The 18,474-nt window shown below is 40.7% G+C and carries 20 protein-coding genes; 12 read left to right on the forward strand and 8 right to left on the reverse strand.

The window, feature by feature from the left end; translation table 11 throughout:
- The first annotated feature begins 1 nt into the window (after position 1).
- The 6 genes from QZL88_RS10920 to QZL88_RS10945 all read left to right on the forward strand — a co-directional run bounded on the left by QZL88_RS10920 (position 2) and on the right by QZL88_RS10945 (position 6,612).
- Positions 2 to 1,387 (forward strand): alpha-L-fucosidase, encoded by a 1,386-nt coding sequence (locus tag QZL88_RS10920; RefSeq protein WP_296941094.1) that lies wholly within the window; start codon positions 2 to 4, stop codon positions 1,385 to 1,387.
- Between the two features lie 24 nt (positions 1,388 to 1,411).
- On the forward strand, positions 1,412 to 3,763 hold the full coding sequence (locus QZL88_RS10925; protein ID WP_296941096.1) for a GH92 family glycosyl hydrolase: 2,352 nt from the start codon (positions 1,412 to 1,414) through the stop codon (positions 3,761 to 3,763).
- Between the two features lie 208 nt (positions 3,764 to 3,971).
- The gene (gene tatA / locus QZL88_RS10930) at positions 3,972 to 4,172 is read left to right on the forward strand and encodes a twin-arginine translocase TatA/TatE family subunit (RefSeq protein ID WP_006800774.1); all 201 of its coding nucleotides are present in this window, start codon (positions 3,972 to 3,974) and stop codon (positions 4,170 to 4,172) included.
- Between the two features lie 122 nt (positions 4,173 to 4,294).
- A complete protein-coding gene (locus tag QZL88_RS10935; protein ID WP_296941099.1) occupies positions 4,295 to 4,726 on the forward strand; it encodes a GNAT family N-acetyltransferase in 432 nt (143 codons plus the stop codon).
- Between the two features lie 500 nt (positions 4,727 to 5,226).
- On the forward strand, positions 5,227 to 5,649 hold the full coding sequence (locus QZL88_RS10940) for a hypothetical protein (protein WP_296941101.1): 423 nt from the start codon (positions 5,227 to 5,229) through the stop codon (positions 5,647 to 5,649).
- A gap of 12 nt (positions 5,650 to 5,661) precedes the next feature.
- Positions 5,662 to 6,612 carry an NAD(P)-dependent oxidoreductase gene (locus tag QZL88_RS10945; protein ID WP_296941104.1) on the forward strand — a complete coding sequence of 317 codons (951 nt, stop codon included), beginning with the start codon at positions 5,662 to 5,664 and terminating at the stop codon, positions 6,610 to 6,612.
- Here QZL88_RS10945 and QZL88_RS10950 read toward each other — a convergent pair whose 3' ends face one another.
- The gene (locus QZL88_RS10950; RefSeq protein WP_296941106.1) at positions 6,613 to 7,092 is read right to left on the reverse strand and encodes a low molecular weight protein-tyrosine-phosphatase; all 480 of its coding nucleotides are present in this window, start codon (positions 7,090 to 7,092) and stop codon (positions 6,613 to 6,615) included.
- Positions 7,093 to 7,166: 74 nt separating this feature from the next.
- Between QZL88_RS10950 and QZL88_RS10955 the strand changes: the two genes are divergently transcribed.
- On the forward strand, positions 7,167 to 7,535 hold the full coding sequence (locus QZL88_RS10955) for a DUF3795 domain-containing protein (protein ID WP_296941108.1): 369 nt from the start codon (positions 7,167 to 7,169) through the stop codon (positions 7,533 to 7,535).
- A 32-nt stretch (positions 7,536 to 7,567) separates the two neighbouring features.
- On the opposite strand, the gene QZL88_RS10960 is transcribed toward QZL88_RS10955, so the two are convergent.
- Positions 7,568 to 8,470: a DUF6268 family outer membrane beta-barrel protein gene (locus tag QZL88_RS10960; protein ID WP_296941111.1), complete on the reverse strand. Its 903-nt coding sequence runs from the start codon at positions 8,468 to 8,470 to the stop codon at positions 7,568 to 7,570.
- 152 nt (positions 8,471 to 8,622) lie between these two features.
- On the opposite strand from QZL88_RS10960, the gene QZL88_RS10965 reads away from it, so the two are divergent.
- From QZL88_RS10965 to QZL88_RS10980, 4 genes are all read left to right on the forward strand, one after another.
- The gene (locus QZL88_RS10965; RefSeq protein WP_296941113.1) at positions 8,623 to 9,645 is read left to right on the forward strand and encodes a histidine kinase; all 1,023 of its coding nucleotides are present in this window, start codon (positions 8,623 to 8,625) and stop codon (positions 9,643 to 9,645) included.
- A gap of 36 nt (positions 9,646 to 9,681) precedes the next feature.
- A complete protein-coding gene (locus QZL88_RS10970; RefSeq protein ID WP_296941115.1) occupies positions 9,682 to 10,383 on the forward strand; it encodes a LytTR family DNA-binding domain-containing protein in 702 nt (233 codons plus the stop codon).
- A gap of 43 nt (positions 10,384 to 10,426) precedes the next feature.
- Positions 10,427 to 11,299: a LytTR family DNA-binding domain-containing protein gene (locus tag QZL88_RS10975; RefSeq protein ID WP_296941117.1), complete on the forward strand. Its 873-nt coding sequence runs from the start codon at positions 10,427 to 10,429 to the stop codon at positions 11,297 to 11,299.
- Positions 11,300 to 11,514: 215 nt separating this feature from the next.
- Positions 11,515 to 12,390 (forward strand): 4Fe-4S dicluster domain-containing protein, encoded by an 876-nt coding sequence (locus QZL88_RS10980; protein ID WP_296941119.1) that lies wholly within the window; start codon positions 11,515 to 11,517, stop codon positions 12,388 to 12,390.
- Positions 12,391 to 12,408: 18 nt separating this feature from the next.
- On the opposite strand, the gene bla is transcribed toward QZL88_RS10980, so the two are convergent.
- The 6 genes from bla to QZL88_RS11010 all read right to left on the reverse strand — a co-directional run bounded on the left by bla (position 12,409) and on the right by QZL88_RS11010 (position 16,640).
- Positions 12,409 to 13,290 carry a class A beta-lactamase, subclass A2 gene (gene bla / locus QZL88_RS10985; protein ID WP_296941121.1) on the reverse strand — a complete coding sequence of 294 codons (882 nt, stop codon included), beginning with the start codon at positions 13,288 to 13,290 and terminating at the stop codon, positions 12,409 to 12,411.
- Positions 13,291 to 13,293: 3 nt separating this feature from the next.
- Positions 13,294 to 13,581, reverse strand: coding sequence for a chaperone modulator CbpM (locus QZL88_RS10990; protein ID WP_296941123.1), 288 nt, complete (start codon positions 13,579 to 13,581; stop codon positions 13,294 to 13,296).
- An 18-nt stretch (positions 13,582 to 13,599) separates the two neighbouring features.
- Positions 13,600 to 14,520, reverse strand: a complete 921-nt coding sequence (locus QZL88_RS10995) for a DnaJ C-terminal domain-containing protein (RefSeq protein ID WP_296941125.1) — start codon at positions 14,518 to 14,520, stop codon at positions 13,600 to 13,602.
- A 107-nt stretch (positions 14,521 to 14,627) separates the two neighbouring features.
- Entirely contained in the window at positions 14,628 to 15,215 is a 588-nt protein-coding gene (locus QZL88_RS11000; RefSeq protein ID WP_296941127.1) for a 3'-5' exonuclease, read from the reverse strand.
- Positions 15,209 to 15,784, reverse strand: coding sequence for a DUF5063 domain-containing protein (locus QZL88_RS11005; protein ID WP_296941129.1), 576 nt, complete (start codon positions 15,782 to 15,784; stop codon positions 15,209 to 15,211). Before QZL88_RS11005 ends, QZL88_RS11000 begins: the two co-directional genes overlap by 7 nt.
- A 118-nt stretch (positions 15,785 to 15,902) precedes the next feature.
- Positions 15,903 to 16,640, reverse strand: a complete 738-nt coding sequence (locus tag QZL88_RS11010) for a DUF5131 family protein (RefSeq protein ID WP_296941131.1) — start codon at positions 16,638 to 16,640, stop codon at positions 15,903 to 15,905.
- Between the two features lie 344 nt (positions 16,641 to 16,984).
- Here QZL88_RS11010 and QZL88_RS11015 point away from each other — a divergent pair, with 344 nt between their 5' ends.
- Positions 16,985 to 18,421 carry a triacylglycerol lipase gene (locus QZL88_RS11015; protein ID WP_296941133.1) on the forward strand — a complete coding sequence of 479 codons (1,437 nt, stop codon included), beginning with the start codon at positions 16,985 to 16,987 and terminating at the stop codon, positions 18,419 to 18,421.
- Positions 18,422 to 18,474 lie beyond the last annotated feature (53 nt).

Below are 18,474 nucleotides of genomic sequence, written 5' to 3' on the forward strand. Positions count from 1 at the left end.
TATGAAGAAATTATACACTCTGGTTCTCCTGGTGTCTCTGTCATTGTCTGTTATGGCTCAGGCAGGAAAATCGTTGGTGCAACTTCAGCAGGAGTTTGTAGATCTGAGGTTCGGGATGTTTATCCATTTCAATATACCGACATTTATGGAGGATGATTGGGCTGATCCCGACGCATCTCCGGCTATATTCAATCCTGCGAAACTGGATTGTAACCAGTGGGCAAAGACAGCCAAAGAAGCCAATATGACATACGGATGTTTAACTACCAAGCATCATAGCGGATTTTGCATATGGGATACGAAAACTACCGATTACAGTGTGATGAACAGCCCTTTCAGGAGAGATGTGGTGAAAGAATATGCGGATGCTTTCCGTGCACAGGGCTTAAATGTAATGCTTTATTATTCTATTCTCGATACGCATCATAGACTCCGTCCGGGATGGATTACGCCGAAGCATATAGATATGATAAAAGCCCAATTGACCGAGCTATTGACTAGCTATGGAGAGATAAAGGCGCTGATTATCGACGGATGGGATGCTCCCTGGTCACGTATTTCATATGATGAAGTTCCATTTGAAGATATTTATTCCCTGATAAAGTCTTTACAGCCGGATTGCCTTGTTATGGATTTGAATGCTGCGAAGTATCCGGCAGAGGTTTTATATTATACGGACATTAAGTCCTATGAGCAGGGCGCAGGGCAACATATTTCGAAAGAGAGCAATAAACTTCCCGCATTATCCTGCCTGCCCATCAATTCGGCTTGGTTCTGGAAACCTGATTTTCCCACAACTCCGGTGAAATCGCCTGAAATGCTTGTTAACGACAATATCATCCCTATGAATGAGGTTTATTGTAATTTTATCCTGAATGCAGCGCCTAACCGCGACGGACTAATAGATGCTAATGCGGTCGAGGCTTTCAGAAAGATAGGAAAACTATGGAAAAATAAAGGACCTGTCGCTAAACTGCCGGCTTATCCTGCCCCCGTTATTTCTAAGAATATTGCAAAGAATAAGAAGACAAATGCCAGTTGGAGCAATGATATGAATATTATGGATTTTGCCAATGACGATAGTTTCCGTTCTGCGTGGGAGTCTAACAGGGCAGTAAAAAAGCCCTGGCTCGAAATCATTCTGGATAACACAGAGCAGGAATTCAATTTAATTACCATTGCTCAGAGGGGGGAAAGTAACTTTAGTAAATACCGGATTGAGTATTTTCACAATAATAAGTGGATGCCCCTTTTATCCGGTGAAAACAATGATATAATAAAAGTACATAGATTTAGTAAAGTACGGGCCGATAAAGTCCGTATACAAATAGACGAATTCAGTAAACCTCCGGTTATTACCGAATTTGGAGTATATAACGAAAGATAAAAACTACACGTTAAAAAAAATAATATGAAAAGTAAATTGCCCTTAGGGCTTCTTCTCTCGGCCTTATTGCTGGTCTCGTCATGTAAGGAAAAAACTCAGATTGCGGACGAATCGGCAGACCTGTCCCTCAATGCTTATGTAAATCCTTTTGTAGGTACATCCGGGTTTGGGAATGTATATCCCGGCTCGCAGATACCTTTCGGGGGAATACAGATAAGTCCCGATACAGATAAAGATTATTATGATGCCGCTTCCGGTTATAAATATAATCATATGACCATTATGGGTTTCAGCCTTACCCATCTGAGCGGAACGGGGATTCCCGATCTCGGAGACTTCCTTTTCATTCCGGGCACAGGGGAAAAGAAGTTTACGCCGGGAACACACGAAAATCCCGATGAGGGTTACCGTTCACGTTATAGCCACGACAGGGAATGGGCTTCTCCAAACTACTACGGAGTCGACTTGCTGGATTATGATGTGAAGGCGGAGATGACCTCCGGTATCCGTTCGGGGATATTCAAGTTCACTTTTCCTAAGACAGACAGTGCCTTTGTGATGCTGGACATGGACCATGTACAATGGTTCAAAACGGCATGGTCGCAACTCCGTATAGAAAACGATTCTACTATCTGTGGATTTAAACTTGTGAATGGCTGGGGGCCCGAACGTTATGTTTACTTCGTAGCCCGTTTTTCCAAACCATTTGTCCGTTCGGGTATCATGCAGGATGGGAACCCCGTAATATATGATACGAAGCGTTTCCGCAGTGATCGTGTTGCCTATGGAAATAAGATCATGGGATGGCTCGATTTTGAAGCTGGTAATGGAGCCGAAATTGAGGTAAAAGTAGCGATCTCTTCTACCGGAACATCAGGGGCATATACCAACCTGAAAGAGCTGGAAGGGCAAAATTTCGAAAGCCTTAAAAAGAAGGGCGAGACTCTTTGGGCTAAAGAGTTAGGTAAGTTTAAGGTAAAAGGGACAAAAGAACAATTGGAGACATTCTATACTTCGGTTTATCACGCGTCGTTACATCCTTTTATATATCAGGATGCAGATAATAAATACAGGGGGCATGACTCGAATATACATCAGGCCGAAAAGTTCACCAATTATACTGTATTCTCATTATGGGATACATACCGGGCACACCATCCATTACTTAACCTGATTAACCCGGAACGTAATGCCGATATGGTGAACTCCATGCTGGCGCATTACGACCAGAGTGTGGAACGTATGCTGCCTATATGGTCTTTCTATGGAAATGAAACATGGTGTATGATTGGTTATCATGCCGTATCTGCTATTTCGGATGCCATTGTGAAAGATGTGAAAGGATTCGACTACGAACGTGCTTATCAGGCGATGAAAACGACAGCAATGAATCCTAACTACGATTGCCTGCCCGAATATACAGCGATGGGATGGGTACCATTCGATAAAGAACGGGAATCGGTTTCCAAGACACTGGAATATGCCTATGATGATTATTGTATCGCTATGGCCGCAAAGAAATTAGGAAAAGAAGAAGACTACAAATACTTCCTGAACCGTTCGCTTGCTTATCAGAACCTTATAGATCCGGAATCCGGATTTATGCGGGGGCGCGACTCTCATGGAGAATGGCGTACACCTTTCGATGCGGTCGCTTACACCGGGCCGGGATCGGTACACGGTTGGGGTGATATTACCGAAGGGTTCACTTATCAGTACACATGGTATGTACCTCAGGATGTACAGGGATATATCAATGAAATGGGAGGGAATGAGATATTCGCCCAGCGTCTCGATTCCATGTTCACAATGGAACTACCGGATGATATTCCGGGAGCGCACGATATACAGGGGCGTATTGGGGCATATTGGCATGGCAACGAGCCTTGTCATCAGATACTGTATCTATACAATTATGTGAAACAGCCGTGGAAAGGACAGGAGAAGATACGTTATGTACTGGATACCTTCTACGGAAACAAGCCTGATGCGTTAAGCGGGAATGATGATTGCGGACAGATGTCGGCATGGTATATCTTCAACTGTATAGGCTTCTATCCCACTTGTCCGTCGAGCAATATCTATGCTATTGGTTCCCCGGGGCTCGAAGCGGTAGAAATGACTCTCGGTAACGGGAAGAAAATATCTATGACTACAGAGAATTACAGCAAGCAGAATGTCTATATCCAGTCTATGACTCTCAACGGAAAGGAATATAACAAAACTTATATTACCTATGACGATATAAAGAACGGGGCTGATATAAAGTTCGTTTTGGGAAGCAATCCGAACAAAGACTGGGGTACGTCCGACGAGTCTGTTGCACCGTCTATATCGAAACCGAATCAAACATTGCGTTATCAAAAGAATAATTAAATAGTAAACAGGTGGGAGAAGTGGCAATCCCGGGTGGTTGTCACTTCTTTATTAAATTATGGCAGCAGGTTGGTGGGTTAAACGAGGCTAATCTGAGATTTGACGCGATTTGAATATAAAAAATGCAAAAAAATGACTGGAATAATATTATTCTGACTACTTTAGTGAACTAATTATTTAATAAGTAAATATAATTGAGATAAACCAGATGAACACATTATTATTTCTAGGCAACCTTGGAACCGGGGAGATTATTATCATTGCCATCGTTGTTTTATTATTATTCGGAGGAAAGAAAATTCCTGAACTTATGAAAGGTATCGGAAAAGGTATCAAAAACTTCAAAGATGGGGTAAACGGCCTCGAAGATGATATAAAAGGTACTACAGAAAAGATAGACAACAAGTAAGTTTGTTCTGTCATGTTTAGAATATAGGAAACTCGGGCTTTACAGTCTGGGTTTCTGTTTTTTATAAATTAACTGGGCGATGGAAATCAGGCTTTCTCATCAGTCTCGATTATTATTCGATTATGGAAATTTCAGAGATCAGGGAGTTTACACAAGAAGGTTTTAAGGCTGTACAGAAACTTACCGGGACATTAATATCTTCCGGCACGGTTCATTTGACGGAATCATATTATAGGGAGCTGCTGGCTTCCGCCAATAGTCATCTGTTCTTTATTACGGATGATGGGAATATTGCCGGAATGCTTACTGTTGGCATATATAAAAGCCCGACAGGGGCAAAGGCATGGATTGAAGATGTAGTAGTTGATGGTTCGTATCGCGGGCAAGGTTTAGGCAGATTACTTGTAGAGCATGCTATAGGTTTTTCAGAATCGTTAGGCGCCGATTCATTAATGTTGACATCTAGCCCTTCACGCATAGCGGCCAATAAGCTTTATCAGTCTTTGAATTTCACACAGAAGGAAACAAATGTGTACCGTATGACGTTTGAATAAAACTATCAAATAGTAACGCGCCCTGATATTTAAAATCAAGTGTTACTTTATTTGTATAATTTTATCTATACAATGCGGATAACAAGCGTGTTACCAGCCGGAATAATTACGATATGAGAAAATAGCGAAAAGGTGTTACTTTTGTTACCTTTTATTTTTAACCACAGAGTAAACGGAGTAGCACGGAGTCTTTTTATTTACGGGATGCTTCACTCAGCATGACAAAGTTGGTTGTAGTTTACTACTAATTGCACAGAGTGTTACTTTTGTTACCTTTTTGCGCCTTTGCATCTTTGCGAGTACCATCTTTTAGATGTAAAATAAAGAGAAAGATACAAAGTCCTGTGAATAAAAGTAATTCAAATGGAAAAGTGTAAAAAGTGTCAACTTTGTCAGGTTTTGTGAGAGATACGATCTACAGGTTTTCCCTCATTTGTACATCGGTTAACTCATAACTAAAGAGCAAATTATTACATAACAATAAATATAAAAATACAATTATGGATATATGTCTGGATTTTGACGGTACATGCGTATCGCACGAATTCCCCAAAATAGGGAAAGATATAGGAGCAGTGCCTGTCCTGAAGGAACTGACGGAAAAAGGCCACAAACTGATCCTTTTCTCAATGCGCAGCGACCGTAAGAAAAAAAAGAAAGTGGACGGTCAGGAGGTCGTGGTAGAAGAGAATGTACTGACCGAAGCAGTACAATGGTTTGCCGATAACAATATCCCATTATATGGCATACAGAAAAATCCTACACAGCGATTCTGGACTTCTTCGCCAAAAGCTTACGGGCATCTCTATATAGACGATGCCAATCTGGGTTGCCCGCTGATTACGGATGATCCTGAGTCCGACAGGGCGTATGTGGATTGGGTGAAAGTACGGGAAATGCTCATAGATAAAGGAATCTTATAAAAAGGTAACAGTATGAAAAAGATATTGATGGGGCATAATTTCGTAAGAGAAGGATTTGCTTCCCTCGAAGGAAAGTATGAAGTTATATATCCCGAAAAACAATTGTTTACGAGGACAGAAATACTGGAACAGATAGCAGACGCGGAAGCTTTCGTCCCTAATTTTTCCTTCCAGACCGATGAAGAAATGATAGATGCAGGTAAAAAACTGCAACTGATAGCCAATTACGGAGTGGGATATAACAACATAGATACCGCTTACGCAGCCACAAAAGGCATTACGGTGACCAACACTCCCCAATCGGTACTGGAGCCGACAGCGGAGTTGTGCTTTGCCCTGATAATGGCAACTGCCCGCAAGGTGGCCTATTACAATCATAAGTTGCATAATGGTGTGCGTCTCGACTGGAGCCTCTATGGTGATTTGGGTATGCCCATTTATGGGCAGACGCTCGGCATATATGGTATGGGACGTATCGGACAGGCGATAGCCCGCCGTGCGGTGGCCTCGGGAATGAAAATAATCTATTGCAACAGGCATGCCTTGCCTAAAGAGGTGGAAGAGAAGTACGGCGCGGCGTATGTAGATTTCGATACATTGCTACGGGAAGCTGATGTAATATCTCTGAATGCACCTGCAACAGCCGAAACTTATCACCTGATGGGAGAACAAGAATTTAAAAAGATGAAGAGTTCCGCTATTCTTATCAATACTGCCCGTGGGCAACTGGTAGATGCTCAGGCTCTGGCTAAGGCCTTACAGGAGGGGGAAATATATGCTGCCGGACTGGATGTGTACGAGAACGAACCGAAAATTCCGCAGGAACTTATCGGATTGGACAACGTAGTCCTTTCCCCTCATGCCGGAACAAAGACATATGCTGCCCGCCTGGATATGGAGCAGGAAGTAGCAAAGAATATAATTAACTTTTTTGAAGGAGGGGAGATAGATAAGGTAAACTGATTACAGTTCGTTTTTCTTCAGTCTATCCAGTAATCCTTCACATGCGTCTTCCAGTAGATTGAGGACTAGCTCGAAGCCATCGGCACCCGAATAATAAGGGTCGGGGATATGGTCGTGACCGAATCGTTTCGAAAAATCTACCATGCGGTACACTTTCTTTTCCGATTCCAGATCAGGAGCAAGGCGCATGATGTTATGGTAGTTGCTGTCGTCCATAGCCAGTATGACATCAAACCGGTCAAAATCGAGGCTTGTGAACCTGCGTGACAGCGAATCGAACTTATAGCCCCTGCGTGCACCGTGTTGTCGCATCCGGTGGTCAGGCAGGTCGCCATCGTGGTAGCCAGATGTCCCTGCCGAATCGACAGATATTTTATCTTGCAGTCCCTGTTCCCTGACCATTCTTTTGAGGATGCCTTCGGCGGCGGGAGAGCGGCAGATATTTCCGAGACAGACAAAGAGTATATTATATTCTTTCATAAGATTTTTTTTATTTGAGAATGGCAAAGATACAAAATCCTTATCTTAGTTACATCTTAAACTAACCGATTGACATGATGGACGAACACAAACAGGAAAAATCGGAGATAGTCACTCCCAAATATTATTCAGGCAGAGTCCCTGCCTGCGGCGTATTTTGCGGAGGATGCCCCATGTATGTAAGGGATAAAAAGCCCTGCCCGGGTGCCGGTATTAACAAAATCAGATGTGAGAATTGTAAGACATTTCACCTTTGTTGCCAGTCGAGAGGAATAGTACATTGCTACGAATGTAGGGTATTTCCCTGCTTTAAATTCAAAGGCTTTGCCAAACGCTGGCTGAAATACGGGCAGGACTTCATCGAAAATCAGAAGTTATTGAAAGAAGTAGGAGAACAAACATTTCTGGATTATTTTAATAATAAGCTGGATGATAGTAAGTAAGCTGGTTATGATTTTCATCTTCGGAGGGTTGATCAGAATTTATATGCCAGTGCCAAAGATACGTAAGGGGCCACTTTAAACTCCGGGTCATGCTCCCTGTCCATTGCCTTGAAAAAGGATTTGAGTGTTCTTTTTGTATAATATGCCGGACGAATAGCCGACACGCCGGCGGTTAGTGAAAGAGAGAATGATTTGCCAAGTGTAAATTCGGGGCGGAATCCGGCTACCATATATTGGTGCGTGAACATCATGTCTTCACCGTTCACTTCTTCCAGAGCCATCGAACCATTCATCTCGCCGATTATACCGAGTTTGATATTTTCATGGACCCGCATACCTGCCGAAATCTCCACAGCGTTCATCATGGAGACTTTGACTTCGTAGCGGCCTCCCAATCTCCAATCCAGATAGAGAGAAGGGAATGCCATAGGATAGCCGAACGAGTTGTTTACGGCCAACCCACCGCCTATATCCAGGTTATCTTTCAGGTGCCAGATGAAGATAGCACCACCATGCGCCAGAATATTCTTCATCTTAATTCTTGATATATCGGCATGCGCTGTGTATGCGCCCGCTCCCAGAGATGCCAGGAGCGACCATTTTTTGCTGACAGGTCTCATATGGAGCAGGGATATCTGGGCATTCAGTATTTCCGACGGGCAAAGGTCTGCAGGTATATTTTTATTGTTGAACGAAGTATATGAACCACCTATGGCCATACCCCATGTGGTGGGGCGGTTGTTTTCGTTCATCTTCATATAGAAGGGTATTTGTATACCTCCCGATATTACTTTTGCATCACCTTTTCCTCCCGTTTTGTTATTATCTATATCTTCATAGCTGGAGGAGCCGATGTATTCAGTCTTTAAGAATGCCTGTGCGTACGCCCCGGTATTTACGGTTGTTATTAGTAGAAGGATAAATAAGAATCTCATGGATGGGTTATTTTAATATTATATGTCTAAGACGGATTTGTTTATGCAAATATTATATATGGAAAGTCTTTGTTGATAATGTATTTGACGAATGGCATGTTGCTTATGATAAACGGTAAATTTCTTCTCTCCTAATGAGTTATATTTGTAATATGAAAAATTATCTCACAAAAGGCTATATATCCTTTATTGCTCTTATCTGGCTGATGTTGGCTTCATTATTTCTTTTCCAGTATATGAATCAGGTCTCTGTTATAGAGGCTGTCTTGTTTTGTTTTAGTCTGTTCCTGCCAACTTGTCTTATTACATCCTATTTAAGTAATAGCCTGTTGCCTAAAGCAATTAGAAGTAAAAAGATGCGCCGTTTTGTCGTTCAGTTTATTATAATTATGCTACTGACGGGAATAATTCATTTGGCGATTTTTATCATATTTGAAAAATTGGAAGAAGCAGAAATATTTGAACCTTCAGAACTGATGAGAACTCATTATTCCGCTGTGATTGAGTATATAATGACCTTGCCTGCTATTTTTGTTATTAACCTCGGTTTTTGCGGAATCAGATTCTATTTTGAACACAGTAAACTTCAGGAGATACATTTAAAGACTCAACTACAGGTGCTTCAGCAACAGATAAACCCCCATTTTATGTTCAATGTATTGAATCATATCTATATACTGATGCAAAAAGATGTGGATAGGGCGTCGGAACTTCTGGTAAAATACTCTGAAATATTGCGTTATCAGCTTTATAATGGTAAAGAAGAATTGGTGCCATTGAGTCAGGAAATACAATTTCTGAAAGATGTGATCGAAGTGGAGAAAACCCGTTGGGGAAAAGAACTGCACGTGGATTGTACATGGCAGATAGAGAATGGTGATAGAGACATACAGCCACTGCTCCTCATTACCTTTATAGAAAATGCATTTAAACATGTCTCCCGCTCTATATCGGAAACAGGATTTGTAAATGTTATGGTGTGGCAAAAAGGAGACTTATTATCAATGGAGGTGAAAAACTCGAAACCGGTACAGCCGATAAAAAAGAAGAATGCTTCGGGACTAGGCTTGATAAATGCAAAAGAGCGGCTCGATATCCTATATCCTGACAGATATAGTTTATTTATAGAAGAAAATGAACAGACTTATATTATCCAGCTAAATATTACGTTATAAGGTTATACAAATAAAACCTAAAAACTATTCGCTGATATGAAATGTCTGGTAGTGGACGACGAACCTATAGCACGGGAAGGAATTATAGATTACATAGAAAAACTTGACTTTCTGGAGGTTTGCGGAGTATGCTCTTCTGCAATAGAAGCAGCAGAGGTATTGAAAAAGACAGATGTAGATCTTATTTTTCTGGATATTCAGATGCCCCATCTTACCGGAATTGAATTCTTAGAGGCCTTGGAAAATAAGCCGTTAACGATACTTACCACAGCATATTCAGAATATGCGCTGGAGGGGTTTCGTCTACAGGTAGTTGATTACCTCCTGAAACCAATCACCTTCAAGCGTTTTTTTCAGGCAGCGCTAAAAGCAAAGGAAATATTTGAACTGAAAAGCCATGCGTATAACGAGAATGTCAATGTGTATGTCCGGCAGGGAGATTCTTTTGTAAAGATCGCATGGACTGATATATTGTATGTAGAAAGTATGCAAAACTACCTGAAACTCCATTTCAACGATAAAACACTTATTATCCATCAGACGATGACTTCCCTTGAAGATATGCTCCCGAAAGATTCTTTTTTCAGGATACACAAATCATTCTTGGTAAATATTGCTCATATTGAGACGATAAACGGAGGGAGGATTTTTATCGACAGCAGAGAATTACCCATATCCCGGCAACGAAAAGACGAGCTTCTGAATACGGTTGTATATAAGAAGCTGATAAGTAAATAATAACGGGATAATATATATCTTTGCTATTCCTTATAGAGTACAAATGGATGGAATAATCAGATATTTAAAACAACCATATCCAGCCAATGAAAAGCCATGGCAGACTGTCATCGTGGCATTTATTGCTGTTTTTCTACTGCTCGCTCTATTCCAGCCTTTTCACCTGCAAGGTGTATTTAATAAATGGCTGATAATAGGGGGATATTCATTGGTGACGGCAGTATGTACTTTTATTGTAACTTATGCATTTCCCGTAATTTTCAAAAAGTTCTATCAAGCTGCTACTTGGACTAACTGTAAGAATATGCTCAATAACCTGATTATAATTCTGACTATTAGTCTAGGGAATTTTTTGTTTGACATTTCTATCTGGCATAGAGAACCTGAAATATTTCTATCTGTTTTCCTCTTCTATTTAGTTGCTACGTTTATTGTTGGGTTGGTTCCTGTTACTGTCATTTCATTCTTTATACAAAATAATGCACTGAAACGGAACCTGCGCGAGGCAAAAGAGAGTAACAACAGACTGCTTGAACGTTTGGCTGCAAATGAGCCGGCTTTGCCATTTAACTCCGGCATGATTACATTGAGTGGTACTACCAAAGACTCCGTTAGTTTTAACCCCGAAACGCTCCTTTACATTGAGTCATCGGGAAACTATACTACATTTTATTATCAGGAAAACGATATTGTAAAACAAAAGCAACTCAGAGCGACGATCAGTCAGATAGAGACAGACCTGCAACCTTATCCTGATATTGTACGCTGTCACCGGGCTTTCATGGTGAATATAGCACAAATTGTTTCAGTTACAGGAAATTCTTTAGGCTTCCAGTTAAAACTGAAATATACAAAGGACGAAGTTCCCGTATCGCGCACCTACACAAAACTCATCCGGACCCGTATTGCGGGATAAACAAGTTCATGTCTTATTATCACCGATTTATGATGGGCAAACTTAGCTGTTTGTCACATTTATTGCTGTCTGTCACAGAACTTTTGACACTGTTCCGATCCGGTCTATATTTGCCTCAAATCAACAAACAATTATCGTATGAATAGTATTGCTTTTACTTTAGGCTTTGTCTCAGGATTATTGTTAGCTCTATTAATCTATTAATAATTTAACGTATGAAATTCAAACATTTTGTTCCTTTACTTATCGGGCTTTTACTCGGATTCTCTTTAGGCTGGTGGGGATTCCGGATCATTTTCCCCTGGATTGGCGGCTGGATTACAATCGGTTCGTTGGTAGCATACCGGCTGAAAGGGAAGAATAAGGATCTGGGACGTCGTATTACTATTTTAATGATTTCACCGGTGTTTCTTCTCTTTTTGGGAGTCATGCAACGGGAAAATCTGCAACTGGAAGAGAATGTGTTTTATATATTATTATTTATTTCCACCGGACTATTTACCCGGGTACTGGTGCATTATGCCATTGCCAAGATTATCGGTCCGTTGATCTGGGGGCGCGGTTTCTGTGGATGGGCCTGCTGGACAGCTGCTATTCTGGAATGGTTGCCTATAAAAGAAAACCGTAAGATTCCTGTCAAATATACCCGTATGCGCTATCTGGTATTTGTTTTTTCCATATTGATACCTGTAGCTTTTATTCTGCTGGGTTACGATTGGCAGACGAATCATATAAATGAAGATGGGGGTATTGTGCAAGGGGGAAAACCCGGCGCTCTCATCTGGTTCCTTGTGGGCAATGGTCTTTATTATTTTGTCGCTATTATTCTTGCCTTCAAATTCAAAAAGAAACGTGCCTTTTGCAAAATTGCCTGTCCGGTATCGCTGGTTATGAAAGCACAGACAAGTATCGCTTTGATAAAGGTAAGACCTACCGGAAACGAGTGTACCTCTTGCGGCTCCTGCAATCGTAATTGTCCGATGGATGTGGATGTAGTAAGCTATATCTCGAAAGGGAAAAAGATAAGTTCAAGCGAATGTATCCTGTGCGGAAAATGCGGGGACATATGCCCGCAAAGCGCTATCAGGTAAATCCACCACCTATCATGTCTATCTTGTAAGAAAGTCATATACAGCCTTCGATATTTCGGCTATTATCCTCATATTCGTGGCTTCATCTTCCATCGAATCGGCAACAAAAACGGTAAGTGAATAATAACGGCCATCGGGTAGCCGGATGATTGCAATATCATTTTCCGCGGCATTCAGCCCCTCGGCATTGCGGAAAGAGGCACCTGTCTTATGAGCGACAATTGTACCCGGAGGGAGCAAGCCTCTGATCTTTTTCGGCCCGGTTGGAGTATCCACCATAGCATTCCACAGAAAGTCGTGGAAATGCTGAGGCAGTATATTGCCTGTCCTGAATTTTTCCAATACCCGTGCAGCTGTAAGGGGAGTACTCCAGTTGGTATATTGCACTTCCCAAGGGCCATGCATCTCTTCTTCGGTGGCGGCAATGGCAAAATCAGTAAATCCGAGGCTTCTTATATATTGGTCTACTGCGGAGGGACCACCCACAAAGCGGAACAGGATATCACATCCGTTGTTATCGCTCAGGGAAACTGTATATTTTAAAATTTCGCTAATCGATAATTCCATGTTTCCATCGGGATAATCGTCTCTCAGAGGACTATGGGTGTTGGGCAAAAGCTCAGCTTTAGGGATGAATATCTTATGGTTGAGCGATAGGTTATTCTTATCCAGATAGTCGAGCACAGCCAGTGCCAAATGAAATTTGTATGTGCTCTGTGTCGGATAATGGAACTCGTTATTGACTGTCAATGTGTCTTTTCCATCGACTATCAATGCAACTCCGACAGTAGCCCGTTTGCCTCCGATAATTTTTGCTATATCATTTCTTAGCACATCATTTTGGGAAAAAGCATGGGTTGTGATTGCAAATACGCTTATAAGCAGGAATAGGTGTTTCATATATCAATCTATTAGCCTTATCTGTTCTTTCAAACGGTGTATCTCCTCCTGCATCTCATCTATCTTATCCAGAAGGTTTTGAATAACATCTATACCTGCTACATTGATGGAAAGATCGTAATGCCACCGCACATATTGGTCAAGATGTTTCAGTTGCGAGATATGTATGTAACGCTCATTTTCTATAATACTGATCTGTATAAGCCCTTCACTTTCGAGTTGTACGATAAAATCAGGCTCCACCTGATTCTGTATGCAATACTCCTGTATGATGATTAATTCTGATGTCATAACATTGATGCTTTAGGGTTAAGACTTCGCTAACTTTTCGAACAATTCCTTTTGTTCATTATTCAGATTGACGGGTATCTCTATTGAGTATGTTATGATAAGGTCCCCAAACTGCCCATCCTTTTTGTAGACAGGAAATCCTTTGCCCTTCAATCTTACTTTTGTTCCATTCTGGGTCCCTGCAGCTACTTTCAGTTTTACTTTTCCGGTGAAAGTATCTACGGTCTCTTCCCCGCCAAGAACAGCTGTGTATAGGTTAAGGTTGGTATTGGTATATAAATCGTTCCCTACCCGTTTAAATTTAGGATCTTCTTCTATAATAAACGTAATATACAAATCTCCATTCGGTCCGCCATTTTTACCCGGCGCTCCTTGTCCGGCCAATTTTATTACCTGCCCGTCGGACACTCCGGCAGGAATAGTTATGCGCAGGTTCTTACTATCCAGAGTGAGTGTACGTTTGTGGGTTTCAGATGCATCGCGCAGGCTTAAATGGAGTTCGGAGGTATAGTCTTGGCCTCTGTACCCTCTGCTTTGCCTGCTGCCACCAGACGGTCTTCTTCCCCCAAACAGCGATTCGAAGAAATCGGAAAATCCGCCTTCATCGTCTCCTCCGAAACTATATGAGCCTCCTCCGAAACCGCCAAAGCTGCTATAGTCGGCAAAACCTCCGTTTTGAGATTGTTGCTGACGGGCTTTTTCGTATTCTTCAGCATGCTTCCAGTTTTCACCGTATTCATCATATTTTTTTCGCTTTTCGGAATCGGAAAGTACTTCGTTAGCTTCATTTATCTGCTGGAACTTCTTTTTTGCTTCTTCATCATTTGGGTTGATATCAGGATGATACTTTCTGGCCAGTTTGCGGTACGATTTTTTGATATCGTCAGCACTGGCTGTCTTGGATACGCCCAATATGCTATAATAATCTATAAATGCCATATATGATTAATTTCAAGATTTAAAAATTTCATTATTCAAAGATTGGGAAAAGCAATCCTTGACTCTTCATTTTATATCTTAGTCTCTCCGTAAGTCCCTTCGTGGGATCAGGGGGCTGTTTTTTCCCTTACCTTTAATTCATTGTATATTTTAAGGCAAGCCCATGCATCAATGGCTGCGTACATTTTCTGTGCATCGGATAGCACATCTGCTTCCCAGTTTGACAGGCGTTGGCCTTTCGATATCCTTTTTTCAAAAAGTATGCCATAAATGCGTTGCAGACCATTGTCTTCGATGCTATAACTTTTTACAAAAGACTGTAGTTCAATGAAATTGGATGGAATGAAAGCTGCATTCCGTTTATGTATGGCAGAAAAATCGTCTTTTAAAGATAGTCCTATTTTTTTGATTGCCGGATTTACCAGAATTTGTGCCAAACAATCAGGTAATCCTATTATATTGAGACGAAAAAGGAAACACGTGTCATCTGTAGATAATTGCATCAGTGCAATCTGATGAGATACACCTTTGCGGAAAGCCGGGCGGGTTTCAGTATCAAACCCGATAGCCGTTTGTTTTTTGAGATAAGCAGTAGCTTTCTCGGCTTCACTTTCACTTTGTACAACAATTATCCGCCCATCGAATCTCTCCATTGGCATTACGGATAATTCCTCTTTTGAAATTGTTTTTACCATAATTCTTCGTTGTCAGTCTGTTCAAGGTCTTCGTCTTCGAGGGCATCCGGCTCTGTTGAGTATTTTATCGAATGTAGTGCCCGTAAAACGTTTACCAGCTTTTGCCCCCAGTATGTTTTGAAGTTCTCCATACACACATAGAGGGCGTCATTCATATTTTCGGTAATGCCCCGTTCGAATATGGTGATGAAGTTCTTTATATCCTGATAGATATCTGCAAGGTCTTCACTGATACTTGCCGATATCGGGGTTTCGCTGTATTTCATATCTTGAAGAAATACTTCAAGGTATGTATCGTTATTTACATATACATTATATAATTTGGAAGTGATGAAATTGTATATGTCTTCTGTAACGGTTATTTCCGGTTCTTCGTCATTTACGGTATCGGTTTCCGGAACAAGACTTGCTTTAAGGTATAGCAAGGGTAGGAGTTTGGTTAATTTATCCGTAAGATCTGTTTCCGTGATTTCTTCGAAATTTTCCAGAAAGGCACAATACTGGACGGCTACAGTTACAAATTCAATCGCATCTTTCGAGTATACTATTTCTTTTAGTTGATCTGTCATTGTTGTTTCTTATTTTATCCGGTGCATTTGTATTGCATGGATTTTCCTCTGTTATTATTAAATAACAAATTTAGGCGATTATTTGTTAAGTAACGAAAGGATAAGATATTTTAAATATTTATCTTTTCCCAATGTACTTCTTATAATCTATACCCGCTTTCCTAGCCTGCGAATGCTGCATCCGACGGGGTATCGTATACGATTTCCCATCTTTAATAAAATTTGTCCCTGTTTGTTTGAACCAAAAAGAGATATCGTTTTCTACACAGAGGTCGTGTATTTCCATTATCCAGTCAAAATCACATGCCCGTGTATCCTTTCCCGATTCTCCTCCGGCAGTGACATGCTCCACCCATGACCCTATATCATAAGGCTTTAGGTCGACTCTCTCTAAAAGAGGTTCACAGATGATTATCTTGTGCTTAATCGGGGATTTCTTATAGATAGGTAGACGGTAATCGACCCTATCCTGATTTTCCACCGTGCAGGCTATAGTCACATTATCGTATCCTTCTCCCCAATCTTCGGGTAGGCCTATATGTAATCTGTCGATTCGCTTAGTTATCATCAAAAAGTTGAGGTCGCTGCGCTCACGCATCATACTCCATGCCTGGGGGCGCCATTCGTCGGCATCAGCATGGAAAAAGTCAGAAGTGAAGCAGGTAAAAACATCTCCACCGGGAGGAATTTTATATTCTCCGTTTCGTTTTTTCTTTACAGGCTTATCGAAATCCTTAGTCTGTTTAACAATAGTGCTGTCTACACCGCGTCTGGCATCGCCGCGATACATGTAGCAATTGAGACAGCCTGCGCTTATTTTGTGGCAACCGTGCCACGGATTCCAAAGTGATGACATCAGAAATGAAAATCTTTATCTATATAGTGAAATAGTTTTATAAAACATAAATATACAATGTTTGGCTAAGATAATGAAAAAGGATAAATATATAAATTCTGTTACTTTTGTTACTTTTTGGGAGATGTTGTGCACGGGAGCCCTTTAATTACATAAATGCTGCTTATGAAAAGAGAGAAAAAGTAACAATCAAAAAAATTGTATAAGGTGTCAGATTTACATATGCTCCGCTCCTGTGACCATTGGTTGTCAGATTTTTGAAACAAGCCTTTTATAAAACACAATAATTATTGCATATATATTAACGAATAAAGTTTACTTTAGCATAGCAAACAAATTACACAATGGATATCTTTTTGTATGTATTATATTTCCTGATTGCATTGGCTGTTATATCAACCGATATAGCAAAGAAGTTATTCAATAATGCAGGTTTATCTTATTTTGTATTGTTTCTCGCAAATAATACACTCCTTTTTCTTTCAGTTACTGATAATTTAATATCAAAGCAGGGCTTAAATTTCGCACCGGCAGGATATATTGCATTTTCTCTCTTATTGGTTTATTCATGGATACGTATTCAGTTGGTTCCTTGTAAAACAGATACTGATATTCCTGTGGCTGTAAAGATAGTTTATCAGGGACGACGTCTTTTATTATTGTCTGTGTGGCTTATAACAATTCAGTTGTTAGTTGTTTTCAGCTATGGCATTATCAGTCGTTATGTACCTATAGCCTCCGATAGTTTCAGATATAACAATATCATAGCCTTTTCTTTGTCGCTGCTTACCTTTCTGAATGGATGGTTCAGAGTATTTTTCTTTTCGTTAAGATTACGTATTGTACGGCGGATATTGGTCTCGATATTTATATGGGTGCCAATAGTCAATGTTTTCGTAATCCTTTATATATCAAGGATTGCTTTTAATGAGTATGATCATGCGTGCAATAAAGCTTTTAATGAAAGTATGAGGAGAGAGTCATTTGTATGTGAGACGAAATACCCTTTACTGATGTTGCATGGAGTAGGATTTCGGGACTTTAAATACCTTAATTACTGGGGACGTATTCCCAAGCACCTGATCAAAAACGGTGCTACGGTTTATTATGGACATCAGGAGGCATTAGGTACCATTGAGGGTAACGGATATCTGGTGAAAGATAAAATCCTTGAAATAATAAAGCAGACAGATTGCGGAAAAGTTAATATAATAGCTCATTCGAAAGGAGGACTCGATGCCAGATATACAATAACGGCGCTGGGCATGGATGAGTTTGTAGCGTCGCTAACCACTATATCCACTCCGCACCGGGGGAGTGCACTCGCCGATTTCGGAAATAAGCATTTATCGGATGGAATGTATCGTTCGGTCGCAAATCTCTTTGATAAATATTTCCGCAAAATAGGCGATAAGAATCCCGACTTCTATACGGCAATGCATCAGTTTACAAAAGAATATGCCGAAAAGTTCAATGATGAAACTCCTGATATAGAAGGGATATATTATCAGAGCTATATGTCGCTTATGAAAAACTGCTTGAGTCATAGCCTGCTTTCTGTTCCTTATCTCATTATGTGTTTGCACAATAAACAGAATGACGGATTGGTGAGTCTGGAATCTGCCCGGTGGGGCGAATTCCGAGAAGTATATACAAACAGGCGAAGAAGGGGGATCTCTCATGGTGATATGATAGACCTGACAAGGGGTAATTATAAAAGTTTCGATGTGATAGAAACATATATCAGTATTGTTTCAGATTTGAAAAATAAAGGGTTTTGATATCGATTGTCATACACATATAATATACATGATGAGAAAAGCACAATCAGTTT

The organism is uncultured Dysgonomonas sp., assembly GCF_900079725.1.
GTDB lineage: Bacteria > Bacteroidota > Bacteroidia > Bacteroidales > Dysgonomonadaceae > Dysgonomonas.

Bases quoted from the DNA above. Each gene is read 5' to 3' on its own strand.
- QZL88_RS10940 (WP_296941101.1), top strand. From the start codon at position 5,227: ATGGATATATGTCTGGATTTTGACGGTACATGCGTATCGCACGAATTC.
- QZL88_RS11005 (WP_296941129.1), bottom strand. From the start codon at position 15,784: ATGACAGATCAACTAAAAGAAATAGTATACTCGAAAGATGCGATTGAA.
- QZL88_RS11000 (WP_296941127.1), bottom strand. From the start codon at position 15,215: ATGGTAAAAACAATTTCAAAAGAGGAATTATCCGTAATGCCAATGGAG.
- QZL88_RS10920 (WP_296941094.1), top strand. From the start codon at position 2: ATGAAGAAATTATACACTCTGGTTCTCCTGGTGTCTCTGTCATTGTCT.
- QZL88_RS10980 (WP_296941119.1), top strand. From the start codon at position 11,515: ATGAAATTCAAACATTTTGTTCCTTTACTTATCGGGCTTTTACTCGGA.
- QZL88_RS11010 (WP_296941131.1), bottom strand. From the start codon at position 16,640: ATGTCATCACTTTGGAATCCGTGGCACGGTTGCCACAAAATAAGCGCA.
- QZL88_RS10935 (WP_296941099.1), top strand. From the start codon at position 4,295: ATGGAAATTTCAGAGATCAGGGAGTTTACACAAGAAGGTTTTAAGGCT.
- QZL88_RS11015 (WP_296941133.1), top strand. From the start codon at position 16,985: ATGGATATCTTTTTGTATGTATTATATTTCCTGATTGCATTGGCTGTT.
- QZL88_RS10995 (WP_296941125.1), bottom strand. From the start codon at position 14,520: ATGGCATTTATAGATTATTATAGCATATTGGGCGTATCCAAGACAGCC.
- QZL88_RS10925 (WP_296941096.1), top strand. From the start codon at position 1,412: ATGAAAAGTAAATTGCCCTTAGGGCTTCTTCTCTCGGCCTTATTGCTG.
- QZL88_RS10960 (WP_296941111.1), bottom strand. From the start codon at position 8,470: ATGAGATTCTTATTTATCCTTCTACTAATAACAACCGTAAATACCGGG.
- tatA (WP_006800774.1), top strand. From the start codon at position 3,972: ATGAACACATTATTATTTCTAGGCAACCTTGGAACCGGGGAGATTATT.
- QZL88_RS10965 (WP_296941113.1), top strand. From the start codon at position 8,623: ATGAAAAATTATCTCACAAAAGGCTATATATCCTTTATTGCTCTTATC.
- QZL88_RS10975 (WP_296941117.1), top strand. From the start codon at position 10,427: ATGGATGGAATAATCAGATATTTAAAACAACCATATCCAGCCAATGAA.
- QZL88_RS10990 (WP_296941123.1), bottom strand. From the start codon at position 13,581: ATGACATCAGAATTAATCATCATACAGGAGTATTGCATACAGAATCAG.
- QZL88_RS10970 (WP_296941115.1), top strand. From the start codon at position 9,682: ATGAAATGTCTGGTAGTGGACGACGAACCTATAGCACGGGAAGGAATT.
- QZL88_RS10955 (WP_296941108.1), top strand. From the start codon at position 7,167: ATGATGGACGAACACAAACAGGAAAAATCGGAGATAGTCACTCCCAAA.
- bla (WP_296941121.1), bottom strand. From the start codon at position 13,290: ATGAAACACCTATTCCTGCTTATAAGCGTATTTGCAATCACAACCCAT.
- QZL88_RS10950 (WP_296941106.1), bottom strand. From the start codon at position 7,092: ATGAAAGAATATAATATACTCTTTGTCTGTCTCGGAAATATCTGCCGC.
- QZL88_RS10945 (WP_296941104.1), top strand. From the start codon at position 5,662: ATGAAAAAGATATTGATGGGGCATAATTTCGTAAGAGAAGGATTTGCT.